At 62.9% G+C, this 19,717-nt stretch carries 16 protein-coding genes; 11 read left to right on the top strand and 5 right to left on the bottom strand.

The genetic code is table 11. The features are described 5' to 3' along the window. Positions 1–173: 173 nt before the first annotated feature. Positions 174–635 (bottom strand): hypothetical protein, encoded by a 462-nt coding sequence (locus CFR71_RS04890; protein ID WP_239019462.1) that lies wholly within the window; start codon positions 633–635, stop codon positions 174–176. 738 nt (positions 636–1,373) lie between these two features. Between CFR71_RS04890 and CFR71_RS04885 the strand changes: the two genes are divergently transcribed. After that, positions 1,374–2,696, top strand: a complete 1,323-nt coding sequence (locus CFR71_RS04885) for an MFS transporter (protein WP_110527921.1) — start codon at positions 1,374–1,376, stop codon at positions 2,694–2,696. Between the two features lie 477 nt (positions 2,697–3,173). Here CFR71_RS04885 and CFR71_RS04880 read toward each other — a convergent pair whose 3' ends face one another. The 3 genes from CFR71_RS04880 to CFR71_RS04870 all read right to left on the bottom strand — a co-directional run bounded on the left by CFR71_RS04880 (position 3,174) and on the right by CFR71_RS04870 (position 5,347). Beyond that, the gene (locus CFR71_RS04880; RefSeq protein ID WP_110527919.1) at positions 3,174–3,446 is read right to left on the bottom strand and encodes a hypothetical protein; all 273 of its coding nucleotides are present in this window, start codon (positions 3,444–3,446) and stop codon (positions 3,174–3,176) included. A gap of 145 nt (positions 3,447–3,591) precedes the next feature. Further along, complete coding sequence (gene hisC, locus CFR71_RS04875; RefSeq protein ID WP_110528499.1) at positions 3,592–4,662, bottom strand: histidinol-phosphate transaminase; 1,071 nt, start codon at positions 4,660–4,662, stop codon at positions 3,592–3,594. Positions 4,663–4,798: 136 nt separating this feature from the next. Then, positions 4,799–5,347: an ankyrin repeat domain-containing protein gene (locus tag CFR71_RS04870; RefSeq protein ID WP_110527916.1), complete on the bottom strand. Its 549-nt coding sequence runs from the start codon at positions 5,345–5,347 to the stop codon at positions 4,799–4,801. A gap of 644 nt (positions 5,348–5,991) precedes the next feature. Between CFR71_RS04870 and tkt the strand changes: the two genes are divergently transcribed. The 10 genes from tkt (at position 5,992) to CFR71_RS04820 (ending at position 18,356) form a co-directional block, all read left to right on the top strand. Further along, the gene (tkt, locus tag CFR71_RS04865; protein ID WP_206057950.1) at positions 5,992–8,058 is read left to right on the top strand and encodes a transketolase; all 2,067 of its coding nucleotides are present in this window, start codon (positions 5,992–5,994) and stop codon (positions 8,056–8,058) included. Positions 8,059–8,185: 127 nt separating this feature from the next. Then, complete coding sequence (locus CFR71_RS04860; protein ID WP_110527910.1) at positions 8,186–11,053, top strand: bifunctional transaldolase/phosoglucose isomerase; 2,868 nt, start codon at positions 8,186–8,188, stop codon at positions 11,051–11,053. A gap of 149 nt (positions 11,054–11,202) precedes the next feature. Then, entirely contained in the window at positions 11,203–12,204 is a 1,002-nt protein-coding gene (gnd, locus tag CFR71_RS04855; protein WP_110527907.1) for a phosphogluconate dehydrogenase (NAD(+)-dependent, decarboxylating), read from the top strand. A gap of 112 nt (positions 12,205–12,316) precedes the next feature. Continuing rightward, complete coding sequence (gene zwf / locus CFR71_RS04850; RefSeq protein WP_110527904.1) at positions 12,317–13,849, top strand: glucose-6-phosphate dehydrogenase; 1,533 nt, start codon at positions 12,317–12,319, stop codon at positions 13,847–13,849. Positions 13,850–13,868: 19 nt separating this feature from the next. After that, complete coding sequence (locus CFR71_RS04845; protein WP_110527900.1) at positions 13,869–14,696, top strand: HAD family hydrolase; 828 nt, start codon at positions 13,869–13,871, stop codon at positions 14,694–14,696. A 27-nt stretch (positions 14,697–14,723) separates the two neighbouring features. Further along, on the top strand, positions 14,724–15,569 hold the full coding sequence (locus CFR71_RS04840) for a Cof-type HAD-IIB family hydrolase (RefSeq protein ID WP_110528496.1): 846 nt from the start codon (positions 14,724–14,726) through the stop codon (positions 15,567–15,569). A gap of 1 nt (position 15,570) precedes the next feature. Then, a complete protein-coding gene (gene pgl, locus CFR71_RS04835) occupies positions 15,571–16,311 on the top strand; it encodes a 6-phosphogluconolactonase (protein ID WP_110527896.1) in 741 nt (246 codons plus the stop codon). Between the two features lie 97 nt (positions 16,312–16,408). Then, on the top strand, positions 16,409–17,113 hold the full coding sequence (gene rpiA / locus CFR71_RS04830) for a ribose-5-phosphate isomerase RpiA (RefSeq protein WP_110528493.1): 705 nt from the start codon (positions 16,409–16,411) through the stop codon (positions 17,111–17,113). Beyond that, positions 17,110–17,655 carry a gluconokinase gene (locus CFR71_RS04825; protein WP_110527893.1) on the top strand — a complete coding sequence of 182 codons (546 nt, stop codon included), beginning with the start codon at positions 17,110–17,112 and terminating at the stop codon, positions 17,653–17,655. The genes rpiA and CFR71_RS04825 overlap by 4 nt, the downstream gene beginning before the upstream one ends. A gap of 224 nt (positions 17,656–17,879) precedes the next feature. Further along, a complete protein-coding gene (locus CFR71_RS04820) occupies positions 17,880–18,356 on the top strand; it encodes a low molecular weight protein-tyrosine-phosphatase (RefSeq protein ID WP_110527890.1) in 477 nt (158 codons plus the stop codon). A gap of 158 nt (positions 18,357–18,514) precedes the next feature. On the opposite strand, the gene CFR71_RS04810 is transcribed toward CFR71_RS04820, so the two are convergent. Then, positions 18,515–19,612 carry an NADH:flavin oxidoreductase/NADH oxidase gene (locus tag CFR71_RS04810; RefSeq protein ID WP_165832032.1) on the bottom strand — a complete coding sequence of 366 codons (1,098 nt, stop codon included), beginning with the start codon at positions 19,610–19,612 and terminating at the stop codon, positions 18,515–18,517. Positions 19,613–19,717: the final 105 nt, after the last annotated feature.

Here is a 19,717-nt window from a genome sequence, read left to right as displayed (position 1 = left end):
CCTGTCTGGAAAACAGCTCGCCGATAAAATGACAGAAGTTTCCAGGCGTCGCCTTTTATCCAAAAAGGCGACGTTCCCCTGAAGCTTTTTGCAAAAGCTTCACCAAAAACTTCCTTATGATTGCAGGGCGTCCCTCAGGCCGGTTTCCGGGGCGAGGGGAAACCGCGCGGGGATCAGGATCCGTCGGAAGGGGAGTTTCCAACCGGCGCTGTGACCATCTCCTCGCCTTCCGATGATCCGTCGATGGACATCAGGGCGTCCAGACTTTCACATGACTGTGAAAAACGCGCATTGGACTGGAACTGTTTGCCCCCGCACAGCTTTGCCGCATCGGGAACGCAGCTTTCGGTTGCATCCTCGTAATCCGATTCCATCACGTCGTGGGCCAGTGACATGTCCGGGTCTCGGGTGTTGCTCTCGCTCGATTTCTGGATGACGGCCTGCATCTTGTGCAGTTCCTCGAGTTTTTCGATGCAGCTCTTGCTCGCGGCGTCCGGCTTGAACTGCAGCACGTCCATCGCGCGCTGCACCTTCTGGGTGGCAAGCGTTTCCGCCATGGCCGGCGCGGACAGGTACGCAGGCAGGAGGGCAAGGACGGAAACCGTGGGGAAAAGGAAACGGGTGAAGAGGCTCACTTTGGAATGTTCCATGACCTGGTGCCCCCTTGGGTGGTGGCGACATTCGAAAAAACAGGGTTTTCGCCGTGTCATGTGGCCTGTCGGCACGGCGAAAAGCGCGCGGCCAGAGTATGCCAGCAAGGCATGACGGGGAAAAGATGTGTCGATGTCTCAATGTATGTCAAAAAAATCCTTGTGGAATCAGCAACAAATAACAATTGCGCCAAAAATTTGAAATTTGCTTACATTCTGATGTTCTTTTGAGTATAAAATCAGCCACTCGATATATTGCGTTGCCTGAAACCGGGAGGTGCACAGACATATGGCCCTGCAAAATCGTTCGGTATCGTAATGATTTTGCACATCTTAAAAATTTATGGTCCATCCGCCCCTTCATGAAGGCGAATTTTCGCCCCTGATACAGGTGAGGACGAATGCGATGACTGTCACATATCATGTCTGATGCCGATATCGTGACCCGTATTTCAGGCCGTGATGGACGACATGACAACGGCTGGCAACGATCCGCAAATCGCCCGGACATGGTGCATCCGTGTGGCGGGGCTTTTGGCTTGCGGCGTTCTTCCGCCCGTGCGTGCGGGCGCATCTTGCGTAACCGCGCTTTTTTTACCTGAGGTTCCACGATCGCAACCCGGCATGCCGGGGCATCGTGGACGCAGCCTGCATCGATGCTCCGCAATGAGGCGGAGCCCCTCAGTCTGATGTCGGTTGCCTGTGAAAGAGGAGTATCTCCCCTTGAAACAGACAGACGTTCTGTCCCAACGAACTTCGCTTGCTGACAAGCTCGGCATACCCACACCCCTGTTCTGGGGGTTCGTCGGCCTGCTGTTCTTCATGATCGGTGACGGCGTGGAGGCAGGCTATCTTGCGCCGTATCTTGAAGGGCAGGGCATTTCGTCGCGTGACACCGCGCTGCTCTTCACGATTTATGGAGTGACTGTTTCCATCTCCTCATGGGTGTCGGGCCCGCTGTCCGACCTGTGGGGACCCAAGCGGGTCATGTGGATCGGCCTTGCGATCTGGGCCGTGTTCGAGGTCGCGTTCCTGTCGATGGGTGTCGCGACCAACAGCTATTCCATCATGCTGGCGGCCTATACGATGCGTGGCTTTGGCTATCCGCTGTTCACGTATGGCTTCCTTGTGTGGATCGCTGCCGCCACGCCGCGCCATCAGCTGGGTTCGGCCGCGGGCTGGTTCTGGTTCGCCTTCTCCGGCGGTCTGCCCACGCTGGGATCCCTGTTCGCCAGTTTCGCCATCCCCGTGATCGGTGAAATGATGACGTTCTGGAGCTCGCTGGTGCTGGTGCTGTTCGGTGGCCTGCTTGCGCTGCTGATGACGCGTGAACCGACGGGAAGCAAGCGCCTTGCCCCGCCGGGCACGGCGGCGGGCACGATCTTCTTCAGCTCCGTCAGCATCCTGTGGCGTGAACCCAAGACGTTCATCGCCATGATCGTGCGCATCATCGACACGGCGTCGGAATATGCGTTCCTGGTCATCATGCCGGCGTTCTTCACCAAGGTCATCGGCTTCTCGCTGTCGCAGTGGCTGCAGCTGCTGTCGATCATCTTCCTGGCGAACATCCTGGTGAACCTTGTCTCGGGCATGATGGCCGACCGCCTTGGCCATCGCTCGGTCGTCGCCATCGGTGGTGGTGTCGGTGCCGCGATCACGGTGCTGCTGTTCTATTATGTGCCGCTGATGTTCCCCGGCAACTTCGCCATCGCGGCCGCCATGGGCGCGCTGTATGGCGCGACGGTCGCGGCTTTCGTCCCGCTGTCGGGCCTGATGCCGCAGATCTGCCCCAAGGAAAAGGCGGCGGCCCTGTCCGCGCTGGGCCTTGGCGCGGGTGCCAGCACATGGGTTGGCCCGGCCGTGGTCACGTGGTTCGAATCCTGGCACGGGATCGAGGGGATCATCTGGATCTTCTCCGGCCTGTATCTGCTGTCCGCGCTGCTGACCATCACGCTGACGATCTCGCCGGAGGCGCGTCGTTACATGGATGAAGCCGCGGCCCGTGGCGACATCGCCGAGGAACTGGCTGCCGCTGATCATCACTGAGGCATCCGGCCTTTCCCCGCGCCAGCCGGTGCGGGGAAAGCCCTGACCATAAAGAAAGCGCGGACCCGCCTTGCAGGTCCGCGCTTTCTTTATGTGGGGTGGTCCGGACAGGGAGCAGTGAGCGTTGGGAACGGCTTAAAAGACAGTCTGAAAACAACAGAAGTTTTTGGGTGTCGCCTTTTTTCAAAAAGGCGACGTCTTTCGAAGCTTTTGCAAAAAGCTTCACCAAAAACTTTCATGATTTCAGGGTATTGTCAGGCCTGTCTTTTCGGGCGGCCTCTGGCCGTCGAAACGTGACCCTTCAAGGGGGCGGGAAGGGGTCGGATGACAGGCCCCTGCCGCCCAGATTCGTTGGATGTATGGTGGTTTCCAAAGGTCTGTGACCTTTGGCGGGTTTCAGGGCAGAGCCCTGAAGTTTGCCGCCAGCATCTGATGGTAACAGGGACCCTGGAAAACATTTCCGGGCCTCGCCCCCGTTCAGCCCCGTTCGGGGCGACGGCGGGGAGAGCGTGAGGGCGCGCGATCGCCCGTGTCACGCCCCCTGGCGGCGGGTGCCTTCATCGCCGGGGCGGCGGCCAGTTCGGCCTCAAGCTGGCGGATGCGTTTCTGCACGCTTTCGCGCAGGGAGGCCGCCGTATGCGATTTCATGTTCGCAAGGGTTTCGCGCAGGTCGCGCAGCTGCTTCTGCTTTTCCGCCAGCGAACGGCGGATGGGCTGGTTGTCGGACATCTGTCCGTGGAATGCACGCATGATGATAATCCATTCGAATGGAAAACAGGTGTCTGTTCAGGCGGGGTGGAAAGGGCACGCACGCCCCCATGCCCACGCAGGGATATCCCCCGTGGGTCATGACAGCGATAACCGTTAGCCCGACCTGATGGCGCTTGGGGGCGGCTCAGGCGCGGGGTATGGCCGTGATGTCAGCCAGCGCATCACACAGCGCCTGGCATTCGGCTTCGGTCCCGATGGTGATACGGAGCCATTGGGCGATTCGGGGCGTCCTGAAATGGCGCACGATGATCGCCCGTTCCCGCAGGTTCTGGGCCAGGGTCAGCGCGTCATGGTCAGGATGGCGCGCGAATACGAAATTCGCGCATGAGGGCAGGACCTCGAACCCCATCTTTCCCAGGCTGTCTGTCAGCCTGTCGCGCGATCTTATGACCCGTTCACGTATATTGGCAAGCCATTCCCGATCTTCAATGGCGGCAATCGCCCCGGCCTGCGCCAGCCGGTCGAGGGGATAGGAATTGAAACTGTCCTTGACCCGGTTCAGCGCCTCGATCAGGTCGGGATGCCCCACGGCATAACCGACGCGCAGTCCCGCCAGCGCGCTGGATTTGGACAGGGTGCGCACCACCAGCAGGTTGTCGTGGCGCGCCGTCAGGCCGATCGCGCTTTCGCCCCCGAAATCGACATACGCCTCGTCCACCACGACCACCTGGTCGCGATGGTGGGTCAGCAGGGTCTCGATATCCGCCAACCCCAGCGCCATGCCGGTGGGGGCGTTCGGGTTGGGCAGGATGATGCCGCCGCACGGGCGCATGTAATCCGCCACATTGACGCGCATCCCGTCATCCAGCGGCACGGTCTGGGCCGTGATGTCATACAGCCCGCAATAGACGGGATAGAAGCTGTAGGAAATGTCGGGGAACAGCAGCGGCCGCTCATGCCTGAGCAGCGCCTGGAACGCATGGGCCAGCACCTCGTCCGAGCCGTTGCCGACAAAGACATGCCCCGCCGGCACGTCATGCGCGCGCCCGATCGCCTGGCGCAGGGCCAGCGCGGCGGGGTCGGGATACAGGCGCAGCGTATCGTCCGTCGCCGCCCGGATGGCCGCCAGCGCCCGGGGGGAGGGGCCATAGGGGGATTCGTTGGTATTGAGCTTGATGAGGTTGGTCATGCGCGGCTGTTCCCCCGGCACGTAGGGGGTCAGGCGATGGACGACGGGACTCCAGAAACGGCTCATTGCATTGGGGTTCCACTGAAACGCGAACTGTGTCGGCATGCGGGGGCCGACATGCGGGCGCATGCCTACGGATGACACGAAAATGAAAAGGGAGAAATGCCTGAAAGGAACGGGCGGAAAAATACGGCCGGGTGGATCAGCCCTCTGCCGGCCTGGCCCCCATCAGCGCCAGCAGTTCGGTATTGTCCTGCCGGGTGGCGAGCATGCGCGCGCTTACCCCTTCGCCATCGCGCAGGTCGGGGTTGGCCCCGTGTTCCAGCAGCAGGGCGACCATCGGGTCGCGGTTGAACATGACCGCGAAGATCAGCGGCGTGCGGCCGACCCCGTTGGGGATGTCGATTTTCGCCCCGTGCGCGATCAGAGTGCGCGCGCTGGGCAGGTCGCCCTTGAACGCCACGCCCGCCAGGGCCGTGGCCCCCTTCTGGTCCTGAAGGTCGGGCGACGCCCCCCCTTCGAGCAGGGCGCGCACCGTGTCGGCATGCCCGTTGTACCCGGCCAGGATCAGCGCGGTATATCCCTTGTCATTGCGGACATCGGGGTCGATTCCCGCCCGCAGGAATTCCCTGACCAGGTCCGTTTCCCCGTCACGCGCGGCCGACAGGAACAGGTCCGCGATCTGGGTGGTCGTGAAGGTCTGTTCCGGTGCGGTCGCGGCGGGGTCGCCGCTGGCGATTGTCTTGGTCATGGGCCTGCCTCGCGTGCGGGGTTGAAACGGGGTTGAAACATGGGGCGCGGAGCCGCCATTGCGACGCGCGGGTCGCGTCGTGCCTGCACGGGTCTTCGTGCGGCGTCGCATGATGATTACGCAATGCCGGGACCCTTCGCAAGAAGCGGGCCACCCGCCTTGCATGTCCAGACCACGGGGTCATGTCATTTTCATGGCCCCCGCAACGCGCCATGGCTTCGTGGTGGGAGGCATGCGCCATGGCGGTCGTTACGATCAGGCATCAGGGGGTCGAGCAGTCGTGATTCAGCAAGGCTGGCATCGCGCGCGGTTCGGGCCTTCAATACGGGGACTGTCGTGCCGGATGTGGTGGCTTGTTCCCATAAGGTGGTCATGAGATTGTGCGTAAAACGGTTGCCCCATCAACCGTTTCGGACAGGCCCCGGCATATCGCGCCCATGCCGCGCCCCTGATGGGCGCGTGCCGGGACGCCGGCGCCTGTTACGTGATGTGCGTTTTGTCGAAGTGTCAGGATGCCGGTGGATCTGCCGCCGGTCCCGATTTCATCAGGCATGTTGCGGATCGGGGCAGTCAGGATGAAGGAGAGTGGTTTTATGCATTCATTGTTTCCCTGTCCCGCAAGGGCACCAGAAGGTGGCGGCAGCATGCCCGCCAACATTGACACGCTGTGCATCAACACGATCCGCACGCTGTCCATGGATGCGGTGCAGAAGGCCAATTCGGGCCATCCCGGCACGGCCATGGCGCTTGCGCCGCCGGCCTATACCCTGTGGCGCGATGTCCTGAACTATGACCCGGCCAACCCGCTGTGGCCGAACCGCGACCGTTTCGTCCTGTCGATCGGCCACGCGTCGATGCTGCTGTATTCGCTGATCTACCTCGCGGGGGTCCGCGACCTGAAGGACGGCAAGGTGATCGACGCCCCGTCGCTGACGATCAAGGATATCGAGCAGTTCCGCCAGCTTGATTCCCGCACGCCGGGCCATCCCGAACATGGCCATACCAGCGGCGTGGAAACCACGACCGGCCCGCTGGGCCAGGGCTGTGGCAATTCCGTCGGCATGGCGATCGCGGAAAAATGGCTCGCGACACGCTTCAACAAGCCGGAATTCAAGCTGTTCGACTATCACATCTATACGTTCTGCGGTGATGGCGACAACATGGAAGGCATCTCCAGCGAGGCGGCGTCCGTGGCCGGTCACCTCAAGCTGGGGAACCTGACATGGATCTATGACAGCAACCGCATTTCCATCGAGGGCGACACCCGCATCGCCTTTACCGAGAACGTGCACAAGCGTTTCGAGGCCTATGGCTGGCATGTGCTCGAACTGCGCGACGCCAACGACACGGGCGATTTCCGCCGCCTGCTGGAAGAGGCGAAGGCCGAGACGTCACGCCCGACGCTGATCATCGTGCATTCGATCATCGGCTGGGGTTCGCCGCACAAGGCCGGTACGGCGGAGGCCCATGGCTCGCCACTGGGTGTCGAGGAAGTGCGCGAGACCAAGAAGTTCTATGGCTGGCCGGAAGACAAGAGCTTCTATGTCCCCGACGGCGTGCCGGAACATTTCCGCCAGGGAATTGCCACGCGCGGCGCGGCGGCGAGCAAGGCGTGGTACGAGCTGTTCGCGGGCTATCGCAAGGAATATCCCGAACTCGCGGCCCAGCTCGACAGCATCTTCGCAGGCAGCCTGCCCGAAGGGTGGGACAAGGACATCGCGACCTTCCCCGCCGACGCGAAAGGCATCGCCTCGCGCGCCAGCTCGGCCAAGGTGCTCAACCAGGTGGCCGTCAACTATCCGTGGATGATCGGCGGTTCGGCGGACCTTTCGCCCTCCACCAAGACGCACCTGACGTTCGAGGGCGCGGGCGATTTCCAGCCGCCGGAATGGGGGGCGACCTATGGCGGGCGCAACCTGCATTTCGGGGTGCGCGAACACGCGATGGGCTCGATCTGCAACGGCATCGCGCTGGCGGGGCTGCGTCCCTACTGCTCGGGCTTCCTGATCTTCTCCGACTACATGAAGCCGCCGATCCGCCTGTCGGCGCTGATGAAGCTGCCGGTCGTCTATATCTTCACCCATGACTCCATTGGGGTGGGCGAGGATGGACCGACCCATCAGCCGATCGAGCAGCTGGCGCAGCTGCGGGCGACGCCGGGCGTCACCCTGATCCGTCCGTCCGACGCGAACGAGGTGGCCGAGGCATGGCGCACCCTGGTTCCGATGATGGACCGCCCGTCCGTGCTGGTGCTGAGCCGCCAGAACCTGCCGACCATCTGCCGCAAGACCTATGCGCCTGCGTCGGGGCTGGCAAAAGGGGCCTATGTCCTTGCGGATGCCGACGGGAAGCCCGATGTCATCCTTATGGCAACAGGCAGCGAGGTCGGTCTGGTGGTAAAGGCGTACGAACAGCTCAAGGCCGAAGGGGTAAAGGCGCGCGTCGTCTCGATGCCGTCGTGGGACCTGTTCGAGGCCCAGCCCAAATCCTATCGCGACAGCGTGCTGCCGCCCGACGTCACGGCCCGCGTGGCGGTGGAGCAGGCGGCCCAGCTTGGGTGGGACCGTTATGTCGGGCTGAGTGGCGCAACCATCGTCATGCACACGTTCGGTGCCTCCGCCCCGGCGGAACAGCTGGAGGTGAAGTTCGGCTTTACCGTTGACGCGGTGGTGGCCGAAGCCCGCAAGCAGCTCGCCAGCAAGGCGTCATAGACTGTCATTTACAACGGAACAGGGCCCTGATGTGGCCCTGTTCTGGTTTTGTCAGGATCAGGCGGGTGATCGTCGCGGCACGGGCCGCGCGATCGACCCGCCCATGAAAAGAAGGGAATGCACAGAGATGAGTGTGCACGAAACAGGCCGGGACGGCGCGGAAAATCCGTTAAAGCAGCTGGCGAAGTATGGGCAGTCGCCATGGCTGGACTTCATCCAGCGTTCCTATACCGCCGACGGCAGCCTGAAGAAGCTGGTGGACGAGGACGGGCTGAAGGGCGTGACCTCCAACCCCTCCATCTTCCAGAAGGCGATGGGGCAGGGCACGGATTACGATCCGCAGATCCGCTCCATCCTTGAACACAAGATCGTTGACGCGGGCACGCTGTACGAACTGCTGGCGATCGAGGATATCCGCAACGCCGCCAAGGTGCTGCACCCTGTCTATGAAGAGACCAGGGGCGTCGATGGCTATGTCAGCCTCGAGGTTTCCCCCTACCTTGCCCGCGACACGCAGGGCACCATTACCGAGGCCCGGCGCCTGTGGAAGGCGGTGGACGCCGCCAACCTGATGATCAAGATCCCCGGCACCGATCAGGGCGCGCCCGCCGTGCGCACCGCGATTTCCGAAGGGATCAACGTCAACGTCACGCTCCTTTTCTCCATCGAGGCGTACAAGAAAGTTCTCGAGGCCTACATCGCGGGGCTTGAGGACCGCCTTGCGAAAGGGGAGAGCATTTCCGGCATCGCCAGCGTCGCCTCCTTCTTCGTCAGCCGCATCGACGTGAAGATCGATGGCGAAATCGACCGTCGCGTCGCCGCCGGCGACAAGGACGCCGCCGCGCTGAAGGCGCTGCGTGGCAAGGTCGCCATCGCGAACGCCAAGGCCGCCTATGAATACTGGCAGGGCGTGGTCAAGAGCGCGCGCTGGCAGAAGCTGGCGGCGGCGGGCGCGCGTCCGCAGCGCCTGCTGTGGGCCAGCACGGGCACGAAGGACAAGTCCTTCAGCGACGTGCTGTATGTCGATGCCCTGATTGGCGAGGAAACGGTCAACACCATCCCGCCCAAGACGTTCGACGCCTTCCGCGACCATGGCAAGGTGGCCCCGACCCTGACGCATGACGTCAAGGGCGCGCACCATGTCCTGGCGGAGGCGAAGCGCCTTGGCCTTGACCTTGACGGCGTGACCACCGTGCTGGTGGATGAGGGCGTGAAGTCGTTCGAGGACGCGTTTGACGAACTTCTTGGCTCGGTCGCGGCGAAGCAGGCGGCGTTCGTGGGCAAGAAGATGACGAGCACCACGCTGAACCTGCCCGCCGAGCTTGATACGGCCGTCAAGGCGGAGCTTGAGGAATGGCGCAAGGATGGCAAGGTCCGCCGCCTGTGGGGCCGCGACGCCACCCTGTGGACCGGCAAGGACGAGGCAAGCTGGCTGAAATGGCTGTCGATCGTTGACGACCAGCTGGCCGCCCTGTCGAAGTTCGAGGAATTCCAGGCCGAAGTGAAGGCGCGCGGCTTCCGCGATGCGCTGCTGCTGGGCATGGGTGGATCGAGCCTCGGTCCGGAAGTCCTGTCCGTGACGTTCGGCAAGCATGAGGGTTTCCCGCACCTGTATGTCCTCGACAGCACCGACCCGCAGCAGGTCAAGGCGTTCGAGGACAAGATCGACATTTCCAAGACGCTGTTCATCGTTTCGTCCAAGTCGGGCGGCACGCTGGAGCCCAACATCCTGAAGGCCTATTTCTATGACCAGGCGAAGAAGGTGCTGGGCGACAGGGTCGGTTCGCATTTCATCGCCGTGACCGATCCCGGGTCGCACATGGAAGCCGTGGCAAAGCGCGACGGGTTCTGGAAGACCTTCTATGGCGAAAAGCAGATCGGCGGGCGGTATTCCGTCCTGTCCGATTTCGGCATGGTGCCCGCCGCCGTCGCGGGCCTGCCGCTGCGGCTTCTGCTGGAATCGGCGCTGCGGGGTGAAAAGTCCTGCGCGGCCTCGGTCCCGCCGGCGCAGAATCCCGGCGTCATCCTCGGCAGCGTGCTGGGGGTCGCGGCAAAGTCGTTCGGGCGTGACAAGGTGACGATCCTTGCCTCCCCCGCGATTTACGACATGGGCGCGTGGCTGGAACAGCTGCTTGCGGAATCGACGGGCAAGAACGGTCGCGGGCTGATCCCCATTGATGACGAGACGGCGGGTCCGGCCTCCGTCTATGGCAAGGATCGCGTGTTCATCTACCTGCGTCTGGCGGAAAAGCCGTGCGAGAAGCAGGACGCGGCGTTCAAGGCTCTGATCGCGGCGGGCGAGCCGGTCGTGACCATCGAGCTGCATGAAAAGCGCCAGATCGTCGAGGAATTCTTCCGCTGGGAATTCGCGACGGCGGTCGCGGGCTCGATCATCGGCATCAATGCCTTTGACCAGCCCGATGTTGAGGCCTCGAAGATCGAGACCAAGAAGATCACCACCGCCTATAACGAGACCGGCAAGCTGCCGCCGTACGAACCCTTCGCCAAGGACGGGACGTTCGCGTTCTATGCCGATCCGAAGAACGCGGCCGCGCTGAAGGGCGGCAAGACGGCGGAGGAAATCCTCAAGGCGCATTTCGCCCGTGGCAAGGCCGGGGATTATGTCGCCCTTCTGGCCTATATCGAACGCGACACGGCGACGCGCGAATGGATCCAGACGGTGCGCCTGTCGATCCGCGATGCGCTGAAGCTGGCGACGGCGGCCGAATTCGGCCCGCGTTTCCAGCATTCCACCGGCCAGGCCTACAAGGGCGGTCCCGACACGGGCGTGTTCCTGCAGATCACCTGCGACGATGCGATCAACCTGCCGGTCCCGGGGGAAAAATACACCTTTGGCATCGTCAAGGAAGCGCAGGCGCGCGGTGACCTCGAAGTCCTTGGCGAACGCGGCCGCCGTGCCCTGCGGGTGCACATCCATGGCGGGCTGAAGGCCGGGCTTGAAAAACTGGGACAGATCATAAAGGCCGCGGTCTGATCCACCGCAATGCGCCGCCCCGCCGTTGATGGATCAATGGCGGGGTCATTGGCCCTGCCTTTCCCCGCCGGGACGCCCATGCCCGATGGACGTGCGCGTGCCCGACAGGCGGGGGCAGCGGGAATTCCACATCAGGAGTATCAATAATCATGCAAATCGGTATCGTCGGCCTGGGTAAGATGGGGGGGAACATCTCCGTCCGCCTGACGCGTCACGGCCATGACGTGGTCCTTTACGACCGTGATCCGGCCGTGATTTCCAAGGTAAGCGAACGTGCGGAGGCGGGAAAGACGAAGCCCGCCACCGGCCTGAAGGACATGGCGTCAAAGCTGACGGCCGATCGCAAGATCATCTGGCTGATGCTGCCCGCCGGCGCCGTGACCGAAGCCGCGGTGGAGGAACTTGGCGGCATTCTGGGCAAGGGCGACATCCTGATCGATGGCGGCAATTCCTTTTACAAGGATGACATCCGTCGCGCCGGCGTGCTGGCGGAAAAGGGAATCCATTACGTCGATGTCGGCACGTCTGGCGGCGTCTGGGGGCTGGAGCGCGGATACTGCATGATGTACGGCGGCACCAAGGACGCCACCGACCACATCGATCCGATCCTGCGCGCGCTGGCGCCGGGACTTGGCGACGTGCCGCGCACGCCGGGCCGTGACAAGCCGGGCCTCGACCCGCGCGCGGAACTTGGCTACCTGCATTGCGGCCCCGCCGGGTCGGGCCATTTCGTCAAGATGGTCCATAACGGCATCGAATACGGGATCATGCAGGCCTTCGCCGAAGGCTTCGACGTCATGAAGTCGAAGAATTCCACCGAACTCCCCCCCGAGCAGCGTTTCGAGCTGAACATGCCCGACATTGCCGAGGTGTGGCGTCGTGGCAGCGTCGTTTCGTCGTGGCTGCTGGATCTGTCGGCGCAGGCGCTGGCGGCGAATCCGGATCTTTCGAACTACAAGGGCGATGTCGCGGATTCGGGCGAGGGACGCTGGACCATCGACGCCGCGATCGAGGAAGCGGTGCCCGTGCCCGTCATCACCGCCGCCCTGTTCACGCGGTTCCGTTCGCGCACCGGCAACAATTATGCCGAAAAGCTGCTGTCGGCGATGCGCTTCGGCTTTGGCGGTCATATCGAAGGGACGAACAACTGACGCACGCCGCGTCTGATCGCATGCCCGGCTGCCATGATCGCGACGGCAACACAACGACCGCAGGCTGGCGGCCGGGTTTCTACCGGATGGAAACATTTCATGGAGCAGCCTGATGGAAAGTATTGTCGCATCGGCATCATCGCAGATTGGCGACGTGGGACATGAAAATGCCCCGCGTCGCAGTCCCCCTGGCACATTTGTCATCTTTGGCGGCGGCGGCGACCTGACGCGCCGGCTGCTGATCCCCGCGATTTACAACCTTGCGTGCGCGGGTCTGCTGGATGACCATTTCTCTATCGTGGCCGTTGACTGGACCGATATGTCCACCGGCCAGCTGAAGCAGAATTTCCACGACGCGCTGAAGAATTTCACAAGCAGCCGGGGAACGGAATCCGTCCCCCTGCGCGAGGATGTGTGGGAATGGATGCAGTCGCGCATCCGCTACGTCCGTGGCTCGTTCGAGGACGAGGCGACCTATGCCCAGCTTGCGCAGGAAGTGGGCGAGACGAACTGCATCTTCTACCTTGCCGTGGCGGCGCGGTTCTTTGGCGCGATCGTCGATCAGCTGGGCCATAGCGGCCTTGCGCATGAAACCGACGGCATGTTCCGTCGCGTCATCATCGAAAAGCCCTTCGGCAGCGACCTGGCCTCCGCCGTGGCGCTGAATGCCCGCCTGCTCAAAAGCCTGCGTGAACGCCAGATCTATCGCATTGACCATTACCTGGGCAAGGAAACGGTCCAGAACATCCTGGCGCTGCGGTTTTCCAACGGTTTCTTTGAACCGCTGTGGAACCGCGACAATATCGACCATGTCCAGATCACGGCGGCGGAGACGGTCGGCGTCGAACAGCGCGCCAAGTTTTACGAGGGCACGGGCGCGGTGCGCGACATGGTGCCCAATCATGTGATGCAGTTGCTGGCGATGACGGCGATGGAAGCCCCGACCTCCTTCGACGCCGACGCGGTTCGTGATGAAAAGACCAAGGTGCTCAAGGCCATCCACGCCGTCGGGCGCGAGGACGTGGTCCGGGGCCAGTACGGCGCTGGCACCATCAAGGGCGAGCCCGTCGTCGGATATCGCGAAGAGCCGGGCATCAATCCGCAGTCCCGCACCGAAACCTATGTCGCGATGAAGCTGCGGATTGATAACTGGCGCTGGGCCGGGGTGCCGTTTTACGTGCGCACGGGCAAGCGGCTGGCGGCGCGCAAGACCGAAATCGCCATCCATTTCAAATCCGCCCCCTATGCGCTGTTCCGCGATACGCCGGTGGACAAGCTGACCCCCAACATCATGCTGCTGCATATCCAGCCCACCGAAGGCGTGACGATGCAGTTTTCGGCGAAAATCCCCGGCCCCACGGTGCATCTGGGCGGGGTGCGGATGAAATTCGACTATTCCGAATGGTTCAAGGAAGGGCCGAGCACCGGCTATGAAACGCTGATTTACGACTGCATGATCGGCGATGCCACCCTGTTCCAGCGCGCCGACAATATCGAGGCCGGATGGCGCGTGGTCCAGCCTGTTCTGGAATGGGAACGTGATCCCGGTTTCCTGCATTTCTACCCCGCCGGGTCAGAGGGGCCGAAGGCCGCCGACGACCTGCTGGCGCGCGATCACCGGCACTGGCTCAAGATAGGTTCATGACACACAGGATGATACGGACATGACAGCTCGGCGCCCGCCTTCGGCCAGGATACGTATGGTGGTCTCGGATATCGATGGCACCCTTGTCACCCCGGACAAGCGGCTGACCCCGGCCGCGCTGGCGGCGGCGGAGGAGCTGCGCCGGGCGGGAATCGCGCTGTGCCTGGTCAGCAGCCGGGGCCCGGTGGGCATGCGGCCCTTCCTTGCGCCGCTGCGCATCGACCGGCCGATCGCGGCCCTCAACGGCGGGCTGATCTGCACGGCGGGGGGTGAAATCATGTCGCGTCATTCGCTGGACCCCGCCACCACGCGCGAGGCGGTGGAGGAGCTGCTGTCGCGGGAGGTGGAGCCATGGCTGTTCATTGATTACGCCTGGCTGGTGCGTCGTGACGACACGCCGCTGGTCCGTCATGAGGAGGAGGTGGTGAAGACCACCCCCGTCGTGGCCCCCGACCTGTCGCGCCATTACGAGGGCGTGGGCAAGATCATGGGCGTTTCCACCGACGAGGCGCGGCTGCGCACGGTGGAACGCGAACTCAGCGTGCAGCTGGCGGGACGGGCGAACGTGCACCGTTCGTCGGAATGCCTGGTCGATGTCACCCATCCCCTGGCCAACAAGGGGCATGCCGCGCGCGAGCTGGCACACCTGATGGACATTGATATTCACGAAGTGGCCTGCATCGGTGACATGAATAATGATATTCCGATGCTTGACGTGGCCGGGGTGGCCATCGCGATGGGCAATGCCCCGGCCGAGGTGCAGGGACATGCCCATTTCGTGACGGACACCAACACGCAGGACGGATGGGCACGGGCGATGGAACGCTTTGTCCTGCCCCGGGCCTGACGTCAGATGACGCAGAAGGAGAAGGTTATGCAACCAGTCGGGACACAGACAGCCGCGACGGCGACGCCGGCGGAAAAGATACGGCTGGTCCTTGCCGACGTCGATGGCACGCTGGTGACGAAGGACAAGATCCTGACGCCGCGCGCGATCCGTGCGGTCGAACGCCTGCGTGAACGCGGCATCCTGTTCACCATCACCAGCGGGCGCCCGCCCAAGGGCATGAAGATGGTGATCGACCCCCTGAAGATCGACCAGCCCATCGCGGGTTTCAATGGCGGCATGATGGTCCGGCCCGATTTTTCCGTGATCGAGGCGCGGACCCTGACGGCGGATACCGCGCGCAAGGTGATCGGCATCATCCGCGATCACAAGGCGGATCCGTGGGTCTATAACGGCAATGACTGGATCGTCTCCAGAATCGACGCGCCGCATGTCGCGCGCGAACAGTGGACGGTCAAATTTCCCCCCAAGGTCGGTGTCATCGGTGACGAACTGGATCAGGTGGTCAAGATTACCGGCGTCAGCGATGACCTCGACCTGATGAAGCGGCTGGAACATGACCTGCAGCAGGCGCTTGGCGATACCGCCTCCGCCGCGCTGTCGCAGCCTTATTACGTGGACGTCACCAACCGCGACGCCAACAAGGGCGGCGTGGTCATGACGCTGGAACGGCTGCTGGGCATTCCCGCGTCGCAGATGGTGACGCTGGGCGATCAGCCCAATGACGTGCTGATGTTCCGCAAGAGCGGGATGTCCATCGCCATGGGACAGGCCAGCCCGGAAGTCCAGAAGCAGGCGACCTATGTCTCCACCTCGTGCGAGGAGGAGGGATTCGCCAACGGGATCGAAAAATACGTGCTGGGAGACGCATGACATGACGGGCGGGCATGATGTCAGGACGGGCGAGATGATCGTCCTTGCCGATGGGGAAGCAATTGCGCATTACATGGCAAAATGGCTGACGCAGCAGGCGCTGGCGAAAAAGGACGGGCCGTTCGTGCTGTCGCTGTCGGGCGGGTCGACGCCCAAGCGGCTGTACCAGATCCTTGCGTCCGATGAATATGCCGGGCGCTTTCCGTGGGCGAACACGCAGTTCTTCTTTGGCGATGAACGCTTTGTTCCCGCCGATGATCCCGCCAGCAATTACAACATGGTCGAGACGGAGATGCTTGAGCACGTGCCGGTGCCCCTGCAGAACATCCATCGCATGCCCACATCGGGCGACCCGGTGCAGGCGGCGGCGCAGTACCAGGCGGAACTGCAGAAAATCTATGGCGCCGATACCCTCCAGCCGGGGCGTCCCCTGTTCGATGTCGTGATGCTGGGGCTGGGGGATAACGGCCATACGGCGTCGCTGTTCCCGCGCCAGCCCGTCCTGAAGGAACGCAAACTGTGGGTTTCGACCTGTGTTCCGGACGACGCGCCGCATACGCGCCTGACCCTGACCTATCCCGCCATCCATTCCAGCCGCCATGTCGTGTTCATGCTGGCAGGCGCGGGGAAGAAGGAGGCGTTTGCGAAGGTGCGCGCGGGCGACCCGGCGGAACCGGCAAGCCACATCACCACCGAAGGGGAACTCATCTGGCTTCTGGACAAGGCGGCCGCCGGGCAATAATCCAGCGTATCAGGCGGGTGTGACCGCAGAACAGAACAATAACGATGGGCCGCCGCGCGGACGCGGAAACGGCCCGCGCGGGGAAGGAAAACAGGGTATGTCAAGCCAGAGTGGCGATCCCAGGGCGAAACTCAAGCGTCAGGCGGCGATCGAGGCGGCCTCCATGGTGCAGGACGGCATGGTGGTCGGGCTGGGATCTGGTACCACGTCGGCCTACATGATCGAGGAACTGGGCCGCCGCTGGGCCGAGGGATTGCGGTTCTGCGCCATCCCCACGTCCGAACATTCGGCGGAACAGGCACGCGCCCATGGCATAAAGCTGGTGACGTTTGCCACCCATCCGCAGATCGACCTCGATATCGATGGCGCGGACGAGGTGGAACTGGGCACGCTCAACCTCATCAAGGGGCTGGGTGGTGCGCTGTTTCGCGAAAAGATCGTCGCCGCCGCGTCGCGCCGGTTCGTCGTGGTGGTGGATGAAAGCAAGCTGGTGGAACGTCTGGGCCATCATGTGCCTGTCCCGGTGGAGGTCACGACCTTTGGCTGGGAAAGCACCGCCCGCCAGCTGGAGGCGCTGGGCGCGCGCATAACGCAGCGCATGGACCGCAGCGGGAACGTCTTTGTCACCGACGGTGGCAACATGATCCTTGATTGCCATTTTGGCCCGATTGCCGATTCCGTGGCACTGTCGCGCAGGTTGCGCGCCATTGTCGGCGTCATTGAAACCGGCCTGTTCATCGGCCGCACATCCGAAGTCATCGTGGCCGCGCATGACGGCCTGAAACATCTGGAGCCATCATGACCTCTGCCGTTCTTCAGGATCAGGGTATCCGTCCACTTGTCCTGGTGATCATGGGGGTATCGGGATGTGGCAAGACCACGCTGGCCTCCGGTCTGCACAACCTCCTGGGCTGGCCCTATCAGGAGGGGGATCTGCTGCATCCCAAGGCGAACGTTGAAAAGATGGCGGCGGGCATTCCCCTGACCGACGCGGATCGCATGCCGTGGCTGGAACGCTGCCATGACTGGCTGAAACAGCGCGTGGAATCGGGGCAGGGGGGGATACTCACCTGCTCGGCGCTGAAACGGTCCTATCGCGACATCCTGCGCGCGGACGCGCCGGGGATCGTGTTCGTCTATCTTGAAATCCCGCCCGATATCCTCAAGGCCCGGCTGGAGCGGCGGCGTGGGCACTACATGCCCCCCAGCCTGCTGCCCAGTCAGCTTGCGACGCTGGAGCCTCCCACCCCTGACGAGCATCCGGTGGTTGTCACGCTGGAGGAAACGCCTGCGGACATGATCGCGAAGACCATCGGCATATTGCAGGAACGCTACCCCGAATAATCCCGCCCGCCCTGCGCACGGGGCTGGCCGGGGAAAGTCCTGACGGGACGCCGGTGCGGTGGCAGGGTGCTGGCAATCCATCGGAATGACGGCCGGGGGGGGATGTGGCGATACGCCTTTCCACCGGCCTGATCCCTGTCCTTCGCCAGTATCGATATTTTATCCGGATCGGGCATCCATGACGCGATTCATGGGCCAGCCCGGACCTGCGGGAATCAGGAAACATGGCGCGTAAACTGTCGGTCCTGTTTGTGTGCATGGGCAATATCTGCCGCTCCCCACTGGCGGAGGCCGCGTTTCGCGCGGCGACGGCGCGCCATGGGCTGGATGTGCATATTGATTCGGCCGGGACGGGCAACTGGCACGTAGGCGATCCGCCGGACCGGCGTGCCCGCGCCGTGGCCCGTCAGAATGGCATCGATATCGACCATTACCGCGCCCGGGTCGTGACCGAGCGTGACTTTCACGAATTCAGCCATGTCATTGCCCTCGATCACGCCAATCTGGAACATCTGAAGCGTCTGAGGCCCGAGGATGCGACGGCGGAACTGGCGCTTCTGCTCGATCATGTGGCGCAGCGCGAGGGGCAGGCTGTGGTCGATCCTTATTACGGCACGGCCCACGATTTCACGGTCACATGGCGCGATGTCAGCGAAGGGGCGGAAGCCCTTGCGCTGCATCTGAAGCAGAAAGCCCGCTGAAAACGCCAGCCGATAAAAGTAATAAGAGTTTTTGGGTGTCGCCTTTTTTCAAAAAGGCGACGTCTTTCAAAGCTTTTTGGAAAAAGCTTTACCAAAAACTTCTTCACGATTTTATGGATATTTCATGGGCGGCCTGTATGGCAGGCCCAGCCTGACGCTCACTCCGAACGGTAGCGCGCCAGCCAGTGGGCATAGGGTTCGGGCAGCACCTGCGCCGCGTCCGGCCGTCCCAGCGCGCGCGCTGCGGCATAAGGCCAGTGCGGGTTTTCAAGGAATGGCCGTCCCATCATGACAAGATCCAGATTTTCATCCTGAATCAGCGTATTGGCCTGTTCCGGCCTGCTGATGTACCAGCTTGTCGCGACGGGCAGGCCGCTTTCCCTGCGCACGCGCGCGGCGATGGGCGCCATGAAGGCCGGGCCCCACGGGATTTTTGCCTCCGGCGTGGAAAAGCCGATGCTGACGTCAAGGAAATCAAGGCCCAGCGTGCGGAAATGACGCGCCAGGGTGATCGCCTCCTCCAGCGTCTGTTCATCATGGCCGTCGAACTCGACCACACCCAGACGCGCGCTGAGCGGGCGATCCTCCGGCCAGACGGCGCGCACCTCGCTCAGCGTTTCCAGCAGGAACCGTGCCCGGTTTTCAAGGGTGCCCCCATACAGGTCGGTACGCTGGTTGGCGTAAGGGGAAAGGAAGCTCTGCCCCAGATAGCCATGGGCGAAATGCAGCATCAGCCATCCCAATCCGGCGTCGCGTGCGCGGATGGCGCTGGCGACGAAGTCCTGACGCACCCGCGTGATGTCATCGCCCGTCATGGCCCGTGGCACCTTGGGCAGGTTGGCGCCAAACGCGATGGCGGAAGGGGAGATGGTCTCCCACCCGCGCGGGTCGTCGGCCGCCATGTGGTCATCGCCTTCCCACGGGCGGTTCGCGCTGGCCTTGCGTCCGGCATGCCCGATCTGGATGCCCGGCACGGCCCCGGCATCGCGGATGGCGCGCGCGATCGGGCGCAGGGCATCGGCCTGTGCATCGTTCCACAGGCCCAGGCAGCCGGGCGTGATGCGTCCTTCGGGGGAGACGGCCGTGGCCTCCACCACCACCAGTCCGCTGCCCCCACGGGCAAGGGAGGCGTAATGGACGTCATGCCATTCGCCCGCGACGCCATCGACGGCAACATACTGGCACATCGGCGATACCGCGATGCGATTGCGAAGGGTGCATCCCTTGAGGGTATAGGGCGTAAAGAGGTCAGGCATCTGGTCCTCTGGCGACTCTGAAAAAACAGGAAGCCATCCTGCCGCCAATGGAAAACCGATGCAATGAAAGCCACCCATGCGGGACGGGGATGACGATCCCATCAT

The sequence above is a fragment of the Novacetimonas pomaceti genome (assembly GCF_003207955.1).
Classification (GTDB): domain Bacteria; phylum Pseudomonadota; class Alphaproteobacteria; order Acetobacterales; family Acetobacteraceae; genus Novacetimonas; species Novacetimonas pomaceti.
This window is presented reverse-complemented; position numbering and strand designations above follow the sequence as displayed.